Below are 19,974 nucleotides of genomic sequence, written 5' to 3'. Positions count from 1 at the left end.
TTCACTTGAATTTCACTTACGACGTGCAGATCGAACCCCGGCGACCATGCAGAGATCGCGCAGAACCTTGGTCAGGCGAGTCGCATCCGCCAGTTCCAAAGTGAAGCTCATCCATGCCGTGTCGCCGCCGCCGGTGCGCGGACGCGCCGCGCCGGCCTGCAGCGATTGCGTGTTGACGGCGGCGACGTTCATCTTTTCCTTGGCAAAGATCTCGAGCACGTCGCGCAGCAAGCCTTGCCGATCACTGGCCTCGACGAGCACATCCACCGGATAGACGGGCGCGCCCTTGCCCGTCTGCGGCCCCGGCTCGCCGCCGCCCCAGGTCACGGCGATGACGCGCTCGGGGGCGCGCCGCCGCATCTCGGCGAGGTTGCTGCAATCCGAGCGGTGGATGGCCACGCCCTTGCCGCGGGTGACGAAGCCCTGGATGGCGTCGGGCGGTGCTGGCCTGCAGCAGCGCGACAGAGTCGTCAGCAGCGAATCGATCCCCACCACCAGCACGCCGCCGCGTGCGCCTGTCGAAGCGCCGCGGGTATGCCTCTGGGCGAGCAACTCATCCTCGTCGGCCTCCGGCTCCGGTGGGCGCAGCAGCACTTCGATGTTGCGCAGCGAATACTCGTCCTTGCCGACCACCTCGAACAAGGCATCCGCGCCCTTGAAGCCGAGCCGCGATGCCAGCTCGTCGAGCTTGAGCGCCGTGCGGCCTTCGCGCTGCAGCAGCTTCTCGACCAGCTCGCGCCCCTTGGCGATGGTCTGTGCCTGCTGCAGGGCGTTGAACCACGCCCGCACCTTGGCCCGCGAACGCTGGCTCTGCAAATAGCCGAGCTCCGGGTTGAGCCAGTCCAGCGACGGACCACCCTCGCGCGCGGCCACGATCTCCACCGTCTGGCCGCTGCGCAGCGGCGTGTTGAGCGGCAGCATCTGGCCATCGATACGCGCGCCCCGGCAGCGATGGCCGAGGTCGGTGTGCACCGCGTAGGCGAAATCCACCGGCGTCGCCCCCGGCGTCAGCTCGACGATGGTCGCCTGCGGCGTGAAGACATAGATGCGTTCGTCGAACGCCTGCCCGCCCTCCTCGCCGCCCTGCACGGCGTCGCGCTCCCAGGCGAGCAGCTGGTTGAGCACGGCCTTGCGCGCGCGCGCCACCTGCTCCTCGAACTCACCGGCCGCGCTGACACCGGCATAGCCACGCGCACCCGCCTCCTTGTAGGCCCAATGCGCGGCCACGCCATGCTCGGCGTGCTCATGCATGTCGCGCGTGCGAATCTGCACCTCCATCACTCGCCCATCCGGGCCCACGACGACGGTGTGCAGCGACTGATAGCCATTGGGCTTGGGCTTGGCGATGTAGTCGTCGAACTCGCCCGGCACCGGCGTGTAGAGCTCGTGCAGCCGCGCCAGTACCGCGTAACAGTCGGCCACGCTGGCCACGATGACACGCAACGCGCGCAGGTCGAACACGCGATCCAGCGCCAGCGCCTTGCCCTGCATCTTCTTGTGGATGCTGTAGAGGTGCTTGGGCCGCCCCTGCACCTCGGCCTCGATGCCCTGGGCCTGCAGGTCAGTCTGAAGCGCTGCGCGCGCCGCCTCGATGTGCAGCTCGCGCTCGACGCGCTTTTCCTGCAGCCCCTTGGCGAGCGCCTTGTAGGCGTCCGGCTCGCGGAAGCGGAAGGCCAGGTCCTCCAGTTCCCACTTGATCTGCCAGATGCCCAGCCGGTTGGCCAGCGGCGCGAACACGGCCTGAGACTCCGCCGCCAGCTCCGGCGGGCAGGCGGTCTTGCTGGCCGCATACCAACGCAGCGTCTGCAGGCGCGAAGCCAGGCGCAGCAGCACCACGCGCAGGTCGCGCGAGAACGCCAACAGCATCTTGCGCACGCGCTCGGTCTGTTCGGCCCGTTGGTCGGTGCTGACCTTGGCGGCACGCGCCGCGCGCTGCATCTGGACGAGCTTGCGCGTGTGCGTCACCAGGCTGGCGTGACTGTCGCCGAAGGCCTTGGCCACCACCTCCTCCGGCTTGGTCAGGAAATCTGCCGCGTAGACAAGATAGGCCGCCGCGCGCAGCTCCTGGGCCGCGCCGATGGCCAGCAGGATGGCAGACACGCCGTCGGCGTGGTCGAGCGCATTCTCGCCAGTGTCCAGTGTCTCGGCCGCCAGCAGCGGCTCCGCAAACGCGCGGGCCCGCGCGATCTCTGCATGGGAATGCGCGGCGCTGGCGTCCAGCAACGCGACGATGGGCGCGGCCGTCGCGCCGTCAGGCATCAAGCCAGTCTTCATGAGCTCAGGAAATCCCTCACGATGGCGATCTGGTCGTCGTGAATCAAGGTCGGTGCATGGCCGATGCCGGGCAGCTCGACGACACGAGCGGCCGGGCCGCGCTGCGCCATGGCGTGCGCGGTCTCGGCGCTGAGCAGGTCGCTGTCGGCGCCGCGCAGCACCAGCGTCGGGCAGGTCAGCATGTCATAGGCGGCCCACAGCGCCGCCTCGCCTGCGGCCGCCACTTCAGGCGTCACGGCGGCAAACGGCAGCGCGATGGCGGGGTCATAGCGCAACACCCACGCCTCACCCTCCTGGCGGAACAGCGGCTCGGACAACGCCAGCCATTCCGCATCGGTATGTGGCCCGAAACCTGCCGAGATGGTGCGCAGGTAGGCCGCCCCCTGGGCCAGCGACTCGAAACGCTGCACCCTGCCCAGGTAGGCGCCGATGCGCTGCAGCGCCTCGAAGCGCATGGCCGGACCCACGTCGTTCAGCACCAGTCGACGGATGGGCCCGGGCCGATCCTCGCCGGACTTCAGCGAGGCCAGCCCCAGCCCGATGAGCCCGCCCATGGACGTGCCGACCCAATCCACCTGCGGCACATCCAGCCGCGCCAACAAGGCAACCATGTCGGACACATACGCGGGGATCTGATAGCCGGCCGGCTGGCGCAGCCAGTCAGAACGGCCGCGACCGGCGATGTCGGGGCACACGACGCGGTAGCGGCCGCACAGCGCGCGCGCGAGCGCGTCGAAGTCGCGCCCCTGACGCGTCAGTCCGTGCACGCAGACGAGCACGGGCGCGTCTGCGGCAGGCCCGGCCCATTCCCAATAAGCCATCCGGTGCAGGCCGGTGGCATCCAGACAGTCGAGATAGCGCAATACAGGCTGGGTCATGGTTCAATCCTCTGAAACCATCGTAGCAACCCGCAAGGACCCCTCATGTTGAAAGGCAAGACCGCCCTCGTCACGGGCTCAACCAGCGGCATCGGCCTGGGCATCGCCCTGGCGCTGGCGCGCGACGGCGCCAACGTGATCCTGAACGGCTTCGGCGACGCCGACGGCCCCAAGGCCCAGGTGGCGGCGCTGGGCGTCAAGGTCGGCTATCACGGGGCCGACATGAGCAAGCCCGATGACATCGCGGCGATGGTGGCCTACGCCGATGCCGAGTTCGGCGGCATCGACATCCTCGTCAACAACGCCGGCATCCAGCACGTCGCCCCGGTGCAGGACTTTCCTGTCGACAAGTGGGACGCGATCATCGCGATCAACCTCACGTCGGCCTTCCACACGACGCGGCTGGCGCTGCCCGGCATGCTCAAGAAAAACTGGGGCCGCATCATCAATATCGCGTCCACGCACGGCCTCGTCGCCTCCGCACAGAAATCGGCCTATGTGGCGGCCAAGCACGGTCTCGTCGGGTTCACGAAGAGCATCGCGCTGGAGACGGCCACCACCGGCGTCACGGTGAATGCCATCTGCCCTGGTTGGGTGCTGACCCCGCTGGTGCAGAAGCAGGTGGACGCGCTGGCCGCCAAGGACGGCGTCGACAACGACGAGGCCAAGCGACGGCTGCTGGCTGAAAAGCAGCCGTCGCTGCAGTTCACGACGCCCGATGAGTTGGGCGCGCTGGCGGTGTTCCTGAGTTCCGATGCCGCCGTCAACGTGCGCGGCCAGGCCTGGGCCATGGACGGCGGCTGGACGGCCGTCTGAACACGGCCCCCAGTCACTGAACTCAGGGTCAGTTCTTCAGCAGCACCGAACCGCTGACGTTCACGCTCACCGTGGCCTTGCCGGCCTCGGTGGGCAGCGCCTCTGCCGCCGCCAGGCCGCCGCCCACGCGCATTGCCTGGAGCATGGGCCGCGGCGACGGCTCGTCACCGGACAAATTGACCTCGCCCACCACATAGCCGGCATAACCGAACTGCTTGGCGTAATCAGCCGCCTTGGCGCGATACCGGGCGATGGCCTGGGCAGAAATCTCGGATTCGGCCCGCTCACGCGCCTCGCGCGACAGGCTGTAGCCGACGCGGGCGATCGTCAGCGTGTTGATGCGCCCGGCCAGCTGCGCGATGGCGGCGGCGTCGCGGCCTTCGACGAGCAGTTCTGCACTGCCCTGCCAGCCATTGATCTTGCCGGTCTTGCTGTCATAGCGGGGCGCCAGCGAGAAGGCGCCGGTCTGCACGTCGACCTGGCCGGGCTTGGCCACCTTGCGCGCCTCGGCCAGCGCCGTGTCCAGCGCCTGCTTCAGGCCGGCCTGCACAGCTGCGGCGTCGTTGCCATCCCGGCTCGTCGACAACGCAATGGACAGCACATCACGCGTGACCTCGGCGCTGGCGCTGGCCGACAGGCTCAGCCGCTCCTGGGGCTCGGCCGCATGCGCCGAAACGGCCAGAGCGGCAAGGGACAAGGCGACAACTGCACGCATAGGCGTCCTTTCAAGGCAAAAATCCCAGCTTATCCCGTGAAGTTCGCAACGATCTGTAACGCTAGCCTGCTGTCCTACAAATCCGGACCGTAATCGTGCTCAAAATGCCGTTGTTACAAATCCAGGAACCGGGATGAACACCGCCGCCAACCCTCGTCAGAACCGCATCCTCGTCGTCGACGACGATGCCCGCATCCGCGACCTGCTGCGCCGCTATCTGACGCAGGAGGGCTTTGAAGTCCTGCTGGCGGAGGACAGCCGTGCGTTGAACAAACAGCTCACGCGTGAAACGGTCGACCTGATCGTGCTCGACCTCATGCTGCCCGGTGAAGACGGCCTGACCATCTGCCGCCGCCTGCGTGCCGCGAACGACCAGACGCCCATCATCATGCTGACGGCCAAGGTCGAGGACGTGGACCGCATCGTCGGCCTGGAAGTGGGCGCCGACGACTACCTCGCCAAGCCGTTCAATCCGCGCGAGCTGCTGGCCCGTATCAACGCCGTGCTGCGCCGCCGGCCGCCGCCGGAAGCCCCGGGCGCGCCGAGCAAGGAGCCGATGACGGTCACGTTCGGGCCGTTCGAGTTCGACCTGGCGCTGCGCCGCCTGACGAAGAACGGCGAGCAACTGCCGCTGACGACGGGCGAGTTCTCGATGCTCAAGACGCTGGTGCGCCACCCGCGCCAGCCGCTGTCGCGCGACAAGCTGGCCCAGCTCGCCCGTGGCCGCGAATTCGAGCCCTTCGACCGCAGCCTGGACGTGCAGATCTCGCGCCTGCGCAAGATGCTGGAAGCCGATCCGGCCCAGCCGCGCTATATCCAGACCGTGTGGGGCGTGGGCTACGTGTTCGTGCCCGACGAAAACTCTTGACCCCGTGAGTTTCGGGGCATGGTTCGCCCACAACTAGCACTCAATCTCTTCTGGCGCACCTTTGCGTGGCTGGCGTTGCTGCTGGCCGGCGCGGTGCTGGCCTGGCAGCAGACCTTCAAGCTGCTGGAAGCCGAGCCGCGCGCGCTGGAAGCAGCAGAACAACTGGCCGGGCTGGTCAAGCTCAGCCGCATCACGCTGGAGCACACCGATCCCATCAACCGGGTCGCCGTCGTCACGTCCCTGTCGCGCGGCGAGGCCGTGCAGGTGCGCGTCGCCGAGGCGCACGATCGATGGCTGCCCTACGACACCAGCGCGTTCGCCAAAAAGCTCGCAGACGAATTGCGCCAGGTGCTCGGGCCCGAAACCATCATCGCGCGCAGCGTCAACGACTCGACCGGCCTGTGGGTGCGTTATGTCGTCGGCGAAGACGCCTTCTGGCTGAAGACCACGCCCACGCCGCTGGCCGTGCCGCTGGCCGGCAACTGGCTGTGGGTGCTCATCGCGTTCATGGCGACGATGGTCGGCTCCGCGCTGATCGCACGGCTCATCAACCAGCCGCTGCGCGAGCTGGCCGAGGCCGCCGGGCGCATCCGCGACGGCGAGTACGACTCGCGGCTGGACGAGAACACCATGACCAGCGAGATCCGCGAGGTCAACATGGGCTTCAACCGCATGGCACGCGAGCTCGCCAAGCTGGAGGAAGACCGCGCCGTCATGCTCGCCGGTATCTCGCACGACCTGCGCACGCCGCTGGCCCGGCTGCGGTTAGAGACCGAGATGAGCGTCGCCGACGAGCAGGCGCGCCAGTTCATGGCGGCCGACATCGACCAGCTCGACGCCATCATCAGCAAGTTCATGGACTACGCGCGGCCCAATGGCACGCAGATGCGCGAGATCAAGCTCATCGAGCTCGTCGAGCGCGAGGTGCAGGGCTTCCGCAACCCCGACCAGATCCGCTTCCGCGTGCAGGTCAGTGACGCGCTGAAGGTCTTGGTGGACGACACCGAGCTGGGCCGCGTGATGCTGAACCTGTTCGAGAACGCGCGGCGCTACGGCCATGCCGAGGGTGAGCCGGCGCGTGTGGACGTCAGCGCCGTCCGCCAGGGCGCCTGGGTGGAACTGCGCGTTCGCGACCATGGCCCCGGCGTGCCACCCGACCGCCTCGTGCGTTTGACGACGCCCTTCTACCGCGGCGACGCGGCCCGCACCGCCGCCAGTGGCGCCGGGCTGGGCCTGGCCATCGTGGAAAAGTCGGTGCAGCGACTGGGCGGCCAGTTGACGATCACCAACGCCGACGGCGGCGGCTTGCTGACCACGCTGCGCCTGCAGGCCGCCTGAGTCGCCAACAGCCTGCCGGCCTGGCCGTCAGGCGGCGGTCGACAGGCCGGCCAGCAGACACACGGCGCGTGCCTCGATGGCACGCCCCTCGCCCACCGGGCCCATCTTCTCGGCCGTCTTGGCCTTCACGTTGATGCGCCCGGCGTCCACCGCGAGCACCTGCGCCAGGCGCTCGCGCATGGCCGGGATGTGCGGCGCCATCTTGGGCGCCTGCGCGACGATGGTGGTGTCCAGGTTCACGAGCTGCCAGCCCGCCGCATGCACGCGGCGGTAGGCCTCGGCGAGCAGCACCATGGAGTCGGCCCCCTTGAACTCCGCCGCCGTGTCTGGAAACAGCTTGCCGATGTCACCGAGTGCAGCGGCACCGAGCAAGGCATCGGTGATCGCGTGCGCCAGCGCGTCGGCGTCGGAATGGCCCAGCAGGCCGTGCGTGTGCGGGATCGTGACGCCGCCGAGGATCAGCGGGCGGCCGGTGACGAGCTGGTGGGTGTCCCAGCCCTCGCCGATGCGAAGAGGTGGCAGCGGATTCATGCCGGCATTGTCGCCGCCGGCATGCGCGCTGTCGCGCGGCCGGGCCAGCCCGCACGCCCGCATTGACAACTGCTATGGTGCGGCCCGCCATGAAACGAGTTGCCCTGTCCTGCTTGCTGTGCCTGCTGGCGTTCAGCCAGATCACCCACGCTGAATCGCTGCCGCCGCGCCCCAAGATCGGCCTCGTGCTGTCCGGCGGTGGCGCGCGCGGGCTGGCCCACATCGGCGTGCTGCGCGTGCTGGAGCAGATGCAGGTGCCCATCGACCTCATCGTCGGCACCAGCATGGGCGCCGTCGTCGGCGGTGCCTACGCGTCGGGCCGCAGCGTCGACGAATTGGAAACCCTGGTGAAAAGCGCGAACTGGAACGCCATCCTGGCCGACCGCCCGGCGCGCGACCGCCTGTCCATCCGCCGCCGCGAGGATGACGAGCGCCTGCCGTCGCGCATCGAGTTCGGCTTCACCCTGCAGCGCGGCGCCATGCTGCCGGGCGGTGCAGCCGGCAATGGCCAGCTGGAGGCCACGCTGTCGTCGCTGCTGCCCGCCACGCGCGCGGATGACCCGCTGCGCCGGCTGCCCATCCCGTTCCGCGCGGTCGCCACGGACCTGCTGTCCGGCGCCATGCTGGACCAGGCCGACACCCCGCTGTTCGAGGCACTGCGCGCCTCCATGGCCGTGCCCGGCGTGTTCGCGCCGCTGCGCGTGAACGGCCGGCCCCGCGTGGACGGCGGCCTGGTGCGCAACCTGCCGGTGGACCTGGCCCGCCAGCTCGGCGCGGACATCGTCATCGCCGTCAACGTCGGCACGCCGCTGCTGGAAGACGGCGAAATCACCAGCGCCGTCATGGTGGCCAACCAGATGCTGCAGATCCTGACCGAGCAGAACGTGCAGCGCTCGCTGCAGGAGCTGCGGCCGCAGGACATCGTCATCGACCCCGACCTGCCCGGCATGGGCTTCATGGACTTCTCGCGCGCCGACGAAGCCATGGCCACCGGCCGCCGCGCCGCGCTGGCAGCCGGTGAGCGCCTGGCCACCCTCGCCTCGCCCACGGCCTTTGCACAAGTGCAGACGCTGCGCCTGGGACTGCCGGAATCTGCGGTACCCGCGCTGCCGCTAGGCGAGCTGAAGATCAGCGGTACGCGGCGCATCAACGCCCAGGCCTTGCAGGCGGAACTGGGCCTGCAGCCCGGTGACGCGGTGGGCCGCGCCGAGCTCACGCGGGCCGTCGAACGCCTGGACGGCACCGGCGACCTGGACCGCATCGAGACCGAGATCGACGACCGCGACGGCCGGCGTGACGTCACCTTCAAGCTGACCGAGGCCGACTGGGCCGCCAGCCGCGTGCGGCTGGGGCTGGAGCTCTACAGCGACTTTGCCGACGCCAGCAGCTACTCGCTCGTCGGCATGCATGTCGCCAACTGGCTCAACGCCTGGGGCGCGGAGCTGCGCACCGTCGCCCGCATCGGCTCGTCGCGCGGCCTCAACACCGAGTTCTACCAGCCGCTGGGCCCGGGCTCGCGCTGGTTCGCCAGCGCCAAGCTCAGCTACACCGCCGGCGCGAGCGACGTGTTCGATCAAGGCCAGCGCGCGCTGCGCCTGTCCAGCAGCCTGACCAGTGCGCAGCTCGAACTCGGCCACCGCATCGCGGGCCTGGGCGATCTGCGCGTGGGCATCGGCCGGCTGCGCGCCGCCGACGAAGTCGTGCTGCCTGTTTCCAGTGGCAGCCGGCGCTCGCAGCTCTACGGCCAGCAATACATCGAACTGCACACCGACTCGCTGGACTCGCTGGCCTTCCCGAGCCGTGGCCAGTGGACGACCGCGCGCGTGGAATGGCTGCACCCGCGCGGCGAGGACGGTGTCGTCAACGCGTCGCTGCTGGGCTTGTCGGCCTTCCGTGTGGGCGAGTGGGCCGGCCAGCTGTATGGCGAGTTCGCGCATGCCGAGCGCGGCCAGACGCGGTCGCTGGGCGGCTACCTGCGCCTGTCCGGCACGCCGGACGGCTCGCTGACGGGCGAGAACATGGTGCTGACACGCGTCGTCATGGCCAGGCGCATCGGCGAGATGCCGGTGGGCCTGGGCGGCGCCGTGCGCGTGGGTTTCTCGCTGGAAGCCGGTGCCGTCGGCCCGGGCGCGGGCCTGCGGCTGTCCAACCTGCCCCGCAGCGGCTGGCAGCAGGCGGCCAGCGGCTTCCTCAGCGTGGACACGCGGTTCGGCCCCTTCTTCCTCGCGCTGGGGTCGACCCGCAGCGGCGACACCTCGGCCTATTTGCTGCTGGGCCCGACCTGGTGAAGCCAGCGCGCGGCCAGCTCGAAATCCTCTGGCCACGTGACCTTGAAGTTGGCCATCGACGCGCGCACCAGCCGTGGCGCGAAGCCCAGCGCTTCCACGGCGCTGGCCTCGTCGGTCGCTGCGGCGCCCATGGCGGCAAGCGCGCGCTCGACCAGGCCGAGGCGGAACATCTGCGGCGTCTGCGCGGCCCACTTGTCGCGGCGGTCCACCGTCGCGGTGACGCGGCCGTCGGCGTCGCCGGCCTTGAGCGTGTCGGCGATGGGCTGGGCCAGCAGGCCGCCCACGGCATCGTGCTCGCAGGCGTCGATCAGCGCGTCGACCCAGGCGGGCTTGAGCAGGCAGCGGGCCGCGTCATGCACCAGCACCCAGTCGTCGTCCCTGGCGCCACGGCGGCGCAGTTCGGCCAGGCCGCCCAGCACGCTGTCGGCCCGGCTGGCGCCGCCGACTCGGGCCACCCAGCCGCCGTAGCCGGGCAACGCCTGCTCGAAGCGCTCATCGGCGGGCGACAGCACCACCAGCGTGGCAGCGATGCGCGGCACGGCCGCCAGCGCGGCCAGCGTGTGCGCCAGCATGGGCCGGCCGGCGATCTCCACGTATTGCTTGGGCATGCCGGCGCCGGAGCGCTCACCGATGCCGGCAGCCGGCACGAGGGCATAGCAGCGCGCGCTGCGGGGTTCTTCGTTCATCGGCAACTCAAAGCAGCAGGTAGTCCACCGGCGCCAGCGGCTGCGGCAGTTCCGGGTCGCCCAGCGCCTGGCGCAGGTCGATCTCGATGCTGCGGCAGATCGCCTCCAGCGGCAGGTCGTTGGCCAGCGTGCCGAAGGGCTCCTCGATCTCATCGCCCAGCGTGTCCAGGCCGAAGAAGGTGTAGGCCACGATGGCGACGACCAGCGGCGTCATCCAGCCCACGGCGTCGACGATGCCGAAGGGCAGCAGGAAGCAATAGAGGTAGGCCGTGCGGTGCAGCAGCAGCGCATAGGAAAACGGCAGCGGCGTGTTGCGGATGCGTTCGCAGCTGGCGGCGGCCGCGGTCATGGCGCTGAGCGTGTCGTCGATCTGCACCGCGCGCACGCTGTCCAGCAACCCGTCGCGGCGGCAGCGGGCCAGGTCGGCGCCCATGCTCATCATCAGCGCCGCCGGGCGGTTGCGCACGGTCGTCAGCGCGCGCTGTTCGTCGGGCTGCACCAGCCCGGCCAGCGAGGCTGGCGTTGCCGGCTCGTCGCGCAACAGCTCCTTGAGGCTCACGCAGAAGGCCTGCGCGCGCAGCAGCATGCGCACGCGCACGTCACCCAGGTCACGCGGGTCGGCCACCGGCGCGGGCAGCTCGGTCAGGTGCAGCACCTGACGCGCGAGGTTGCGCGAGCGCAGCACCAACTCGCCCCACAGCTTGCGCCCCTCCCAGAAGCGGTCGTAGCAGGCGCTGTTGCGAAAGCCCAGGAAGATGGCCAACGGCAGGCCCATCAGCGTGAACGGGATGGTCGAGACCAGCACCGCGTTGTGGCTGGCCAGCGTGCGGTGGGCCACCGTCACGAGCACAGCCAGCAGGATGTTGGCCAGCAGCACGCCGCGGATGCGGGCCAGGATGGAGCCGCGCAGCACGAAGAAGAGTTGCAGGGCCGAAGGTCGCTCACGCAGGATCATGGCTGCATTGTCGCCAGTGGCGACGGCTGCGATGGGCAACTGACGCCGCCAAGGCCCTGAACCCACGCTGACAGACAGCCATGCGGCTGCGACGGCGACAATCGGCGATCAGCTTTTCTTTGGAAGGACCCTCATGAACACCACCCCCAGCGGCCTGCAGTACGAAGACACCGTCGAAGGCGACGGCAAGCAGGCCGCGGCCGGCCACGACGTCACCGTGCACTACACCGGTTGGCTGTGGGTCGATGGCGCCAAGACCACCAAGTTCGACTCCAGCCTGGATCGGCGTGACCCGTTCGAGTTCGAGCTCGGCGCCGGCATGGTCATCCGCGGCTGGGACGAAGGCGTGCAGGGCATGAAGATCGGCGGCAAGCGCACGCTGATCATTCCCGCCGGCCTGGGCTACGGCGCGCGCGGCGCGGGCGGCGTCATCCCGCCGAACGCGACGCTGTGCTTCGAGGTCGAGCTGCTGGGCCTGGCCGGTGGCCCGGAGCCGGTCGAGCTGAATCTGCAGACCACCGCCAGCGGCCTGCAGTTCGAGGACCGCGTCACCGGCGACGGCGCCGAAGCCGCCAAGGGCCAGCGCGTGTCGGTGCACTACACCGGCTGGCTCTACAAGGACGGCCTGCGCGGCAAGAAGTTCGATTCCAGCAAGGACCGCGGCCAGCCGTTCAAGTTCCGCCTGGGCGGCGGCGAGGTCATCCAGGGCTGGGACGAAGGCGTGCAGGGCATGAAGGTGGGCGGCACCCGCATGCTGGTGCTGCCCCCGGCGCTCGGCTACGGCGCGCACGGCGCCGGCGGCGTGATCCCGCCGAATGCGACGCTGCTGTTTGAAGTGGACCTGCTGGCCGTTTGACCGGCGCCCGGCGCTGGCCGCTCAGAAATCGACGCCGAACACCGTTGTCGGCGGCGAGAACTGTGACAGGCGCCACGGCGTGATGCGCGAGTCCACGTCGTCGATCGGGCCGGTCAGTGGCCGGCCCGCCAGCCAGTCCTGCAAGCGGGCCAGCGGCATGGGGCGCGCCACCAGATAGCCCTGCACTTCGTCGCAGCGGATCGCCCGCACGACCGCCAGCTCGCGCTCGGTCTCGATGCCCTCGGCGACCGTGCGCATGCCCAGCACGCCGGCCATGCGCACGATGGTGTTCACGATGGCCCTGGCGTCGGCATGCTCGGTGAGCGACCGCACAAACGAGCGGTCGATCTTCAAGGTATGGAAAGGGAAGGCGCGCAGGTAGGACAGCGACGAGAAGCCGGTGCCGAAATCGTCCAGCGCCACCTGCACCCCCAGCTCACGCAAGGCATGCAGGCGGCGCAACGCCGCCTGCGGGTCCTCCAGCATCAGCGACTCCGTGACCTCCAGGTGCAGCAGCGACGGCCCGATGCCGGTGCGCACGAGCACGCGCTCCACGCTTTCGACAAAGCCCGGCTCCATCAGTTGCAGCGGCGACACGTTCACCGCCACGCTCAGCCCGGGCAGCTCGCGGGCCGCGAAACAGGCCTGCTGCAGCGCCAACGCCCCCAGTTCGCGGATCAGACCGCTGCGCTCGGCAGCTGGAATGAACTCACCGGGCGATACCGACCCCAGCACCGGGTGCTCCCAGCGCATCAACGCCTCCACCCCCATGGCCTGCAGGCTCACGGCGTCGACCTTGGGCTGGAAATGCAGCTCGAACTGGTGCTGCTCCAGGCCCTCGCGCAGGGCCTGCTCCACGGTGTGCATGCGCCGGCTCGCCTCACCCAGCGGGCTGGCGTAGACGACGCAGCGCCCGCGCCCGGAGCGCTTGGCGTCATACAGCGCCAGATCGGCATTGACCATGAGGTCCTCGACGTTGGCGACGCTGGCGTCCAGCCGGGCCAGCCCCACGCTGGCGCCAACATGCAGCCGCTTGGCGCCAAGCTCGATGGGTTGGTTGATCTTGTCGATGATGAGGGCCGCCATGGCCTGCGGCGGGCGCGCCGGAGATTCACCGACACGCAGCATGGCGAACTCGTCACCGCCAAGCCGGCCCACGATGTCGCCCTCCTCCGCCAGCGCCAGCAGCCGCCCGGCGATAACGCGCAGCACCTCGTCGCCCGTGGAATGGCCCGACCCGTCGTTGATCGCCTTGAAATGGTCGAGGTCGATGGACAACAGCCACCCCGGCCGGCCCAGCGACATCGCCGCCTGCGCCGCGTTCATCAGCGCACGGCGGTTGGCCAGCCCCGTCAGGCTGTCCTGCTCGGCCTGCATGCGCAACTGGTTCTCGAAGCGCTGCGCCTCCGTGATGTCGGCGATGACGCCTCGCCACCCCCCGGTCGGCAAATCTTCCACCAGGATGGGCTTGGCACTGATGGCCCACCAACGTGCGGCCTCGCCACGGCCCAACTGCAGCTTGAGGTCCTGGAAAGGCTGTCCGAGCGCCCAGGCCGCCAGCAACGCGCCCGACTGCTGGGCCCGGGCCGCGAACCAGCGCGGCAACCGCACGTCGCCCAGTTCCTTCTCCGCCACGCCCAGCAACGCGGCCAGCCGTGGTGAGCGGTACACCAGCGCCCCATGGGCATCGGTTTCCCAGAGCGCATCGCTGGAGTTCTCCTCGAAATCCCGCAGCAGCAGTGCTGCGACCTGCTGTTCGTGCGCCTGCCGCAAGCGCCCGCGCCGCAGCGCCGTGGCCTGGCGTGACAGCGCCATCGCCGCCAGCGACACCGCGACGGCATTGCCGATCAGCAGCAACGCCAGCAGCGGGCCGTCGCCCGCGCGCCAAAGCGCCACCAGCGCCCCGACCGTGAGCAGCCAGGTGTGGGCCAGGCTGGCCCAGGGCAGCATGGCCAGTGCAAACGCCCCGGCAGCAAGAAATCCGGCCACCAACGCCGTGATGAGCAACTGCCCCATGGGCGGCGCCATCGGGAACCACCAGGCGGCAGCCAGCCCCCAGCACAGCCCCAGCGAGGCCGCGTGCCATGTGGCGAGACGAAAGGCGCGTGCCGACACGGCCGCTGGCTGGCGGCCGCGACCATTCCACCAACGGAACAGACTGACACCCACCAACATCAACAAAGCCGCCAACCACAACAAGCCCAACGCTCCGGCGACCTCACTCATCGACAACCAGATCAGCATCCCGCCGATCAGGTTGGAACTCATCACCAGGGGCGTCTGACGCACCAGCTGCCGCATGTGCTCGGCGCGGATCTGGGAGGACTCGACATCGCTGTCATCGTAGAGTTCAAATGTCCTTCGCCATCGATCCCAAATGCCTTTAAAACGCATCATGAACTCATGATCTTTCGTCCCGATCCCCCAAGGGCGGAATCCTAACCATCCCGTTCACTACAAAGTCATGTCCCGCAGGCCCACTCCGTGGTGTTTGCACATCCGCGTGAAACCTGAAAGGAGTACATCATGTCCCTAACTGACCAACGACGCTCCCCACGGGTCGAGTTTTTCCTGGTACCGGCGGAACACGAGCAACTTCCGGTCTGGGTCATCAAGCCCGACAGCCTGAGCGAGGCGCGTGGTGGCGTGGTCGTCAACCTCAGCGAAGATGGGCTGCAGCTGCTCGCCGCTGCCGAGCCGGCGCTCGACGCGGATCACTACGAGCTGCGACTGCTGCTGGGCGAGGATGCCGGGGTGCCGCTCTTCACCGCCTCGGTGCGCCGCGTCTGGAGTCGGCCGTTGAGCAAGATCGTGCAGCTGTGCGGCTTCGAGTTCGAAGGGGCAAATTCCGAGGCCGAGGAATTTCTGCGCCACCAGACCGCACAAATCACCACTCGGAAATGGGTGCGTTGCGTGCTGGTTGAACGCATGACGGCCCTGGCCTGACCGGCAACGCAGCCCGCGCCGGAGCCTTCAGGCCAGCGGCACGCTGACGTCGAACCAGAAGCGGCTGCCCTCGCCCAACCGGCTTTCCAGCCGGATCTCGCCGCCCATCAGCCGCACGAGTTGCCGGCTGATGGCCAGCCCGAGGCCCGTGCCCCCCACGCGCTGCTCGGCAGTGCCGGCCTGCTCGAAGGGCTCGAACAACCGCTCGACCTGGCTCTCGTCGATGCCGACGCCGGTGTCCAGCACCTCGAAGCGCAGCAGCGCGTGGCCGGCCAGCCCGTCGACGGAAGTCAGCAGGCTGGCGCGCAGCGTCACGCCTCCCACATGCGTGAACTTCACGGCATTGCCCAGCAGATTCAACAGGATCTGGCTCAGCCGCTTGTCGTCCGCCAGCACGCGGGCCGGCAGCGCGGGGTCCAGTTGCAATTCCAGGCCGATCTGCTTGGCCACGGCCATCACGCGAACGATATCGGCCAGTGCGTGCAGACGCACGGTCAGGTCCACGGGCGCGAGTCGCAGCTCCGCCTTGCCCGCCTCGATGGCGGAGAGATCGAGGATGTCCACGATCAGCGTCAGCAGATGCTGGCCGCTGCCATGGATGATGTCCAGGCCGGCGCGCTGCTTGGCCGTGAGGCTGTTGTCCAGCTTGAGGATCTGCGCGTAGCCGAGGACAGCGTTCAGCGGGGTGCGCAGTTCATGGCTCATGCGCGCCAGGAACTGGCTCTTGGCGCGGCTGGCCACCTCCGCGCGCTCCTTGGCCTCGCTGAGTTCCTGCGTCCGGGCCCGCACCAGCTCCTCCAGGTGGTCGCGGTGCGCAGCCAACTCGGCCTCCCGCTCCTGCAGCGCGGCGATCATGCGGTTGAAGGTGTGCGCCATGCCCGCGATATCACGCGGCCCGTCCACCGGCGCACGCGCGCTGCTGTCGCCCCGCTCGACCTTCTTCATCGCCATGGCCAACGCCGACAGCGGCCGTGTCAGGCGCAAGGCCAGGAAACGGACGACAACCAGGAACAGGCCGGACATCAGTAAGGCCGTGCTGAAGTTGGCGATGAAGAGCGACGCCTGCGTTCGTTGCAATGTCGCCTTGCTTTGCGTGATGCGCACATGGCCCAGCAATTGAGCGGGCCGCAGCGTGACGTCGAAGGGCGATACCTCGGGTCGCGTCCAGACCGGCGCCGCGAAGGACCAGCTTTCCTGCGTCTCTTCATCCAGCCAGGGCTGGCCGTCGACCGCCGTCCTGGGCGGCACCAACGAACGAGCATCACGCACGACACCGAGCCCCAGCAGCAACTGGCCGGTCGCATCGCGAATTTCAATGCCGATGACATCCGGGAATGCAAGCGCCGCGCGAACAGCCTCTTCGGCGTTGCCGGCCGACGCATAGATCAGGGCCAACGAACTGTTGGACGCCAGATTCGCCGCCACACGCCCGCCCTGGTCCAGCAGCATGGCCCGCACCTGGCGCCCGCCCTGCCAGGCGTTGACGGCGGCCATCAACACCGCCAGCAGCAGCGTGCCGAGCGCCACCACGAGACTGAGATGACTGCGGAACGACGCCTCGCGCAACCAGCGGGCACACACCCGCAGCGGCCAGGAGCGGGGCAGTGTCACCGCAGGCGCAGGCTCAAGATCCTCGGGCAGGAGGCTGACCGTGACCGGGTTGTCAAGGGACGGGCGCGACATCTCAGGTGGTCGGATAGACCAGATCGAAACTGGGTTGGACCGCAGCGACGTCAACCCCCAGATGCGCTGCAGTCCGGACGTTGATGGCGGCCAAGGCCTGGCGCAACGGCTGCACACCGGCGGGCGCCGCACGCGGCACCCCCACCAGGCGCTGGGCGGCAAGCGCCAGCGAGCGCCCCAGTTCGCGGTTGTCCGGGTAAAGCGCGAACAGAGCGCCGCGCTTGACATGGGCCAGGTGGCTGGAGAAGACGGCGACGTTGCGGTTCCAGCCCTCCCGGAGCACGAGAGAGAGCACCGCGTTCTCGTCGACCGTGGTGGGGTCTTGCGGCAACCACAACGCATCGCGCACTGCATCGGCGCCGGACATCACCTGTGTGTAGATGCGCAGCGCGTCGACCGTGTCGCCCGCCTCCTGCGCAAGGAGTTCGAGGCCCTCGGCCCTGGCGGCCTCACGCGCCAATCTCACGAGCCAGGTGTTCACCTGGGGGTCGTAGACCAGATGCACGCGTCGCACGCCGGGCCGTAGACGACGCAGCCGCCCGAGCATCAGCGCCGGATCGGGCGCCAGCGTGTGGACAGGGAAGGCGCGCGCCTCGGCTTCCTGCACCGAGACGACGCACCCCACCAGCACCGCCATCTCGCCGGCCATGGCACTGGCCACCCGCATGCCGCTGCGGCCGAGCCCGATGAGCACCTGCGGGTCGCGCCTGCGGATGTCGTCCGCAATCTGCGCCGGGCTGGCATTGCCCGGGACGGCGAATCGCGGGACGGGGCCACCCTGACGGTCCTCGATGCCGTCGAGGATGGAAGCAAAGACCTGCCGGAACGGGTCTGCGAGTTCGGGATAGACCACGGCGAGCAGATGACCTGGATTGGCCACGGCGCGCCCGAAGGTCAACACCACGACGCCACCCACCACCTGGCGCATCAGGCCGCGGCGGGCTGCGGAGGAAGAACGGCCGGTAGCGGTCAAGCCGATGTGCCTGCAAAGCAGGGCCAAGACAGATGAGAAGGATTATGCAAAGCTAAACATCATTTCGGACGGTGACTGCTCAGTGGCGATACTGCAACTGCACGAAGGCAGCACGTGGCGCGACCGGCAAGTCGTTGACGATCCCGCTTCGCGCAAGGCTGGGCTCCCGGGCGTCGGCGCCGAAGACGTTGCGCAGCATCAACGTCAGTTCCAGGTCTGTGCCGCCCAGTCGTGCGCGAGCCGCAAGGTCGAGCGTCGTGTAGTCCCTGATCGGTGGGCGCGAATCGATGACCGGGCGCAATCGCCCTGCGACGTCGTTGAGCTGAGCGCTCACACTGACACCTCGAACCATGGCCCAGTCGGCCTGCAGATAGGCCCGACGATGCGGCGCATAGCCGGCGTCCGTACCCGTTCGATCGTCCATCGAGCGCTGCAGCGCGAGGTTGCCGGACAGGCGCAAGCCACGCATCGCGTCCCAGGCGAACTCCAGCTCGGCGCCATGCCCATCCTGGCCACCGCGGTTCTGGATCAGGTTGGCGGGCGGAGGAGCGTTGTTCGCCACGGCACGGATGATGTCGCGCATCTGGTAGCGAAAGAGGCTCAGGCTGAACTGAAGCTCCCTGGACGGCACCCAGCCCAGCGCCACCTCGGTGGTCCGGATGGTCTCTGGCTGCACGTCAGGATTGCCGCCCTGCACGGGGTTGTTGATCCCGTACTGCTCGTTGAACGACGGCGCACGGAACGCCTCGCCATAGAGAAGCTTGACGGTGAGATCGTAGGCCGCGCTCCACACCAGCGCGAACCGCGGGTTGGTGGTGCTGCCGAAATCGGAGTACTCGTCGCGGCGCACGCCGGCCGTCAGCGCCCAATCCGGCAGAAAGCGCCACTCGTCCTGGATGTAGACATGGTCCACGCGCCGCCGCTGAGGCAGCATGTACTTCAGCGTCGTTTCAGAGAAGTCCGTCAGGTCGGCCGCGCTGCCCGTGCCAATGCGCGTGAAGTCCGGCAGGAAGTTCTTGGATTCGGTGGTGCGATACAGATTCAGGTCGTCATGCCCCAGGCCGACGCGCAGGCTGTGCCCGCTGAAGCCCGTGTAGGTGACGTAGGCGGACAGCCGGAACTGCCGATCCCATTTGCCAGGGGCGCCCAGCAGGCCATCCGTGAACACATTGCCGGCGCCCACCACCGTGCCCGCCGGCAGCAGCGCATAGGGCGTGCTGGTGGTCTCGCTGTAGCGCAGCAGGCTGGCCTGCAGGCCGCCGCCCCAGCCCGAGACGACACGCGGCGCCGTCCAGGACACATCGGCGTGCAGCCGCTCGCTGCGGCCCCGGCCCACCGGGTCCAGCGCAGAGGACACGCCCGCCCCGCTGCCCACATTGCTGCGCAACTTGTAGCCCAGATGGCCGCGCCAGGCGCCCCGCGCCAGCTCCAGGTTGCCATCTACGGCGTCATGGCTCGTGTTGATCGGCCCCGGCGCACGCGTGGCGGCGGCCTGTGCGGCGTCTTTCTCGATCACGCTGTCGGCGCCAGCCGTGCTGCCCACCCGCAGATAGGCCGACACATCCAGTCCACCGAGCTTGCCGCCATGCTGCACCCACACGTCTCGCGTGTCGAACGAGCCTGCCCGAACACCCACCTGGGTGCCAGGCGTGTCCGCCGCGGATTTGGTCAGGATGTTGATGACCCCGGCGAAGGCATCCGCGCCGTAGAGCGCCGAGCCCGGACCACGGATGACCTCGATGCGCTCGATGTGCTCGACCGGGTAGCCGGCCCACACATTGCCCTTGTTGCCCGCGAACGACGTCGTCATGGGCACACCGTTCTGCAGCAGCAGCACCTGCGGTGTGAGCTGGCTGAAGATGCCGCGAAAGACGTACTGCGGTGAATACTGGTTGGCCGACCGCGCGATGTGCAGGCCCGCGATGGACCGCAACACATCGTCGAGATCGGTGGCGCCCATCGTGCGGATCATCTCGGCCGTGACGACGCTGGCCACCGCCGGTGCCTGCCGCAGCGGCTGCCGGCTACCGGCAGCGATGCTCACCGAGCGCTGATCCCCATAGGCCTGCGCCAGCTCTTCCTCGTCAGACTGCGCACGCACTGACGCCGATGCCAGCACGCAGGCTGCGACCAGACCAGCAACACCTGCGCAACCATGTGACATGGC

16 protein-coding genes and 1 pseudogene are annotated in these 19,974 nt (G+C 68.8%); 7 read left to right on the top strand and 10 right to left on the bottom strand.

Annotated features, from left to right (window positions below; translation table 11 throughout):
* Positions 1–12: 12 nt before the first annotated feature.
* Together ACG00X_RS14390 and ACG00X_RS14385 are read right to left on the bottom strand one after the other, a co-directional pair.
* Complete coding sequence (locus ACG00X_RS14390) at positions 13–2,274, bottom strand: RelA/SpoT family protein (protein ID WP_394488879.1); 2,262 nt, start codon at positions 2,272–2,274, stop codon at positions 13–15.
* Positions 2,271–3,152, bottom strand: a complete 882-nt coding sequence (locus ACG00X_RS14385; RefSeq protein WP_394488878.1) for an alpha/beta fold hydrolase — start codon at positions 3,150–3,152, stop codon at positions 2,271–2,273. Before ACG00X_RS14385 ends, ACG00X_RS14390 begins: the two co-directional genes overlap by 4 nt.
* A gap of 45 nt (positions 3,153–3,197) precedes the next feature.
* On the opposite strand from ACG00X_RS14385, the gene ACG00X_RS14380 reads away from it, so the two are divergent.
* Positions 3,198–3,968: a 3-hydroxybutyrate dehydrogenase gene (locus tag ACG00X_RS14380; protein WP_394488877.1), complete on the top strand. Its 771-nt coding sequence runs from the start codon at positions 3,198–3,200 to the stop codon at positions 3,966–3,968.
* 28 nt (positions 3,969–3,996) lie between these two features.
* On the opposite strand, the gene ACG00X_RS14375 is transcribed toward ACG00X_RS14380, so the two are convergent.
* Complete coding sequence (locus ACG00X_RS14375) at positions 3,997–4,665, bottom strand: SIMPL domain-containing protein (RefSeq protein ID WP_394488876.1); 669 nt, start codon at positions 4,663–4,665, stop codon at positions 3,997–3,999.
* 151 nt (positions 4,666–4,816) lie between these two features.
* On the opposite strand from ACG00X_RS14375, the gene ompR reads away from it, so the two are divergent.
* Positions 4,817–5,551, top strand: a complete 735-nt coding sequence (gene ompR, locus ACG00X_RS14370) for an osmolarity response regulator transcription factor OmpR (RefSeq protein ID WP_394488875.1) — start codon at positions 4,817–4,819, stop codon at positions 5,549–5,551.
* Between the two features lie 18 nt (positions 5,552–5,569).
* Complete coding sequence (locus ACG00X_RS14365) at positions 5,570–6,889, top strand: ATP-binding protein (RefSeq protein WP_394488874.1); 1,320 nt, start codon at positions 5,570–5,572, stop codon at positions 6,887–6,889.
* 27 nt (positions 6,890–6,916) lie between these two features.
* Here the strand turns inward: ACG00X_RS14365 and ispF are convergent, their stop codons facing one another.
* Positions 6,917–7,420: a 2-C-methyl-D-erythritol 2,4-cyclodiphosphate synthase gene (gene ispF, locus ACG00X_RS14360; protein ID WP_394488873.1), complete on the bottom strand. Its 504-nt coding sequence runs from the start codon at positions 7,418–7,420 to the stop codon at positions 6,917–6,919.
* Between the two features lie 89 nt (positions 7,421–7,509).
* Here ispF and ACG00X_RS14355 point away from each other — a divergent pair, with 89 nt between their 5' ends.
* Positions 7,510–9,708, top strand: coding sequence for a patatin-like phospholipase family protein (locus tag ACG00X_RS14355; RefSeq protein ID WP_394488872.1), 2,199 nt, complete (start codon positions 7,510–7,512; stop codon positions 9,706–9,708).
* Here the strand turns inward: ACG00X_RS14355 and ispD are convergent.
* The gene (gene ispD, locus ACG00X_RS14350) at positions 9,681–10,394 is read right to left on the bottom strand and encodes a 2-C-methyl-D-erythritol 4-phosphate cytidylyltransferase (RefSeq protein WP_394488871.1); all 714 of its coding nucleotides are present in this window, start codon (positions 10,392–10,394) and stop codon (positions 9,681–9,683) included. The two genes, ACG00X_RS14355 and ispD, sit on opposite strands and share 28 nt — an antisense overlap.
* Positions 10,395–10,401: 7 nt before the next feature.
* Entirely contained in the window at positions 10,402–11,349 is a 948-nt protein-coding gene (locus ACG00X_RS14345; RefSeq protein ID WP_394488870.1) for a bestrophin family protein, read from the bottom strand.
* Between the two features lie 133 nt (positions 11,350–11,482).
* Here ACG00X_RS14345 and ACG00X_RS14340 point away from each other — a divergent pair.
* Positions 11,483–11,827, top strand: a pseudogene (locus ACG00X_RS14340) (FKBP-type peptidyl-prolyl cis-trans isomerase); the annotation flags it as partial.
* 24 nt (positions 11,828–11,851) lie between these two features.
* Positions 11,852–12,205 (top strand): FKBP-type peptidyl-prolyl cis-trans isomerase, encoded by a 354-nt coding sequence (locus ACG00X_RS14335; RefSeq protein WP_394488972.1) that lies wholly within the window; start codon positions 11,852–11,854, stop codon positions 12,203–12,205.
* 21 nt (positions 12,206–12,226) lie between these two features.
* On the opposite strand, the gene ACG00X_RS14330 is transcribed toward ACG00X_RS14335, so the two are convergent.
* Positions 12,227–14,473, bottom strand: coding sequence for a putative bifunctional diguanylate cyclase/phosphodiesterase (locus tag ACG00X_RS14330; protein WP_394488869.1), 2,247 nt, complete (start codon positions 14,471–14,473; stop codon positions 12,227–12,229).
* Between the two features lie 258 nt (positions 14,474–14,731).
* Between ACG00X_RS14330 and ACG00X_RS14325 the strand changes: the two genes are divergently transcribed.
* Positions 14,732–15,151 (top strand): PilZ domain-containing protein, encoded by a 420-nt coding sequence (locus ACG00X_RS14325; RefSeq protein ID WP_394488868.1) that lies wholly within the window; start codon positions 14,732–14,734, stop codon positions 15,149–15,151.
* A gap of 27 nt (positions 15,152–15,178) precedes the next feature.
* Here ACG00X_RS14325 and ACG00X_RS14320 read toward each other — a convergent pair whose 3' ends face one another.
* The 3 genes from ACG00X_RS14320 to ACG00X_RS14310 all read right to left on the bottom strand — a co-directional run bounded on the left by ACG00X_RS14320 (position 15,179) and on the right by ACG00X_RS14310 (position 19,908).
* Complete coding sequence (locus ACG00X_RS14320) at positions 15,179–16,762, bottom strand: ATP-binding protein (RefSeq protein ID WP_394488867.1); 1,584 nt, start codon at positions 16,760–16,762, stop codon at positions 15,179–15,181.
* Positions 16,763–16,835: 73 nt separating this feature from the next.
* Complete coding sequence (locus ACG00X_RS14315) at positions 16,836–17,807, bottom strand: ABC transporter substrate binding protein (RefSeq protein ID WP_394488866.1); 972 nt, start codon at positions 17,805–17,807, stop codon at positions 16,836–16,838.
* Positions 17,808–17,886: 79 nt separating this feature from the next.
* Positions 17,887–19,908, bottom strand: a complete 2,022-nt coding sequence (locus ACG00X_RS14310; protein WP_394488865.1) for a TonB-dependent receptor plug domain-containing protein — start codon at positions 19,906–19,908, stop codon at positions 17,887–17,889.
* Positions 19,909–19,974: the final 66 nt, after the last annotated feature.

Origin of the sequence: Pelomonas nitida, from assembly GCF_043555975.1 — a bacterium.
GTDB lineage: Bacteria > Pseudomonadota > Gammaproteobacteria > Burkholderiales > Burkholderiaceae_C > Pelomonas > Pelomonas nitida.
This window is presented reverse-complemented; position numbering and strand designations above follow the sequence as displayed.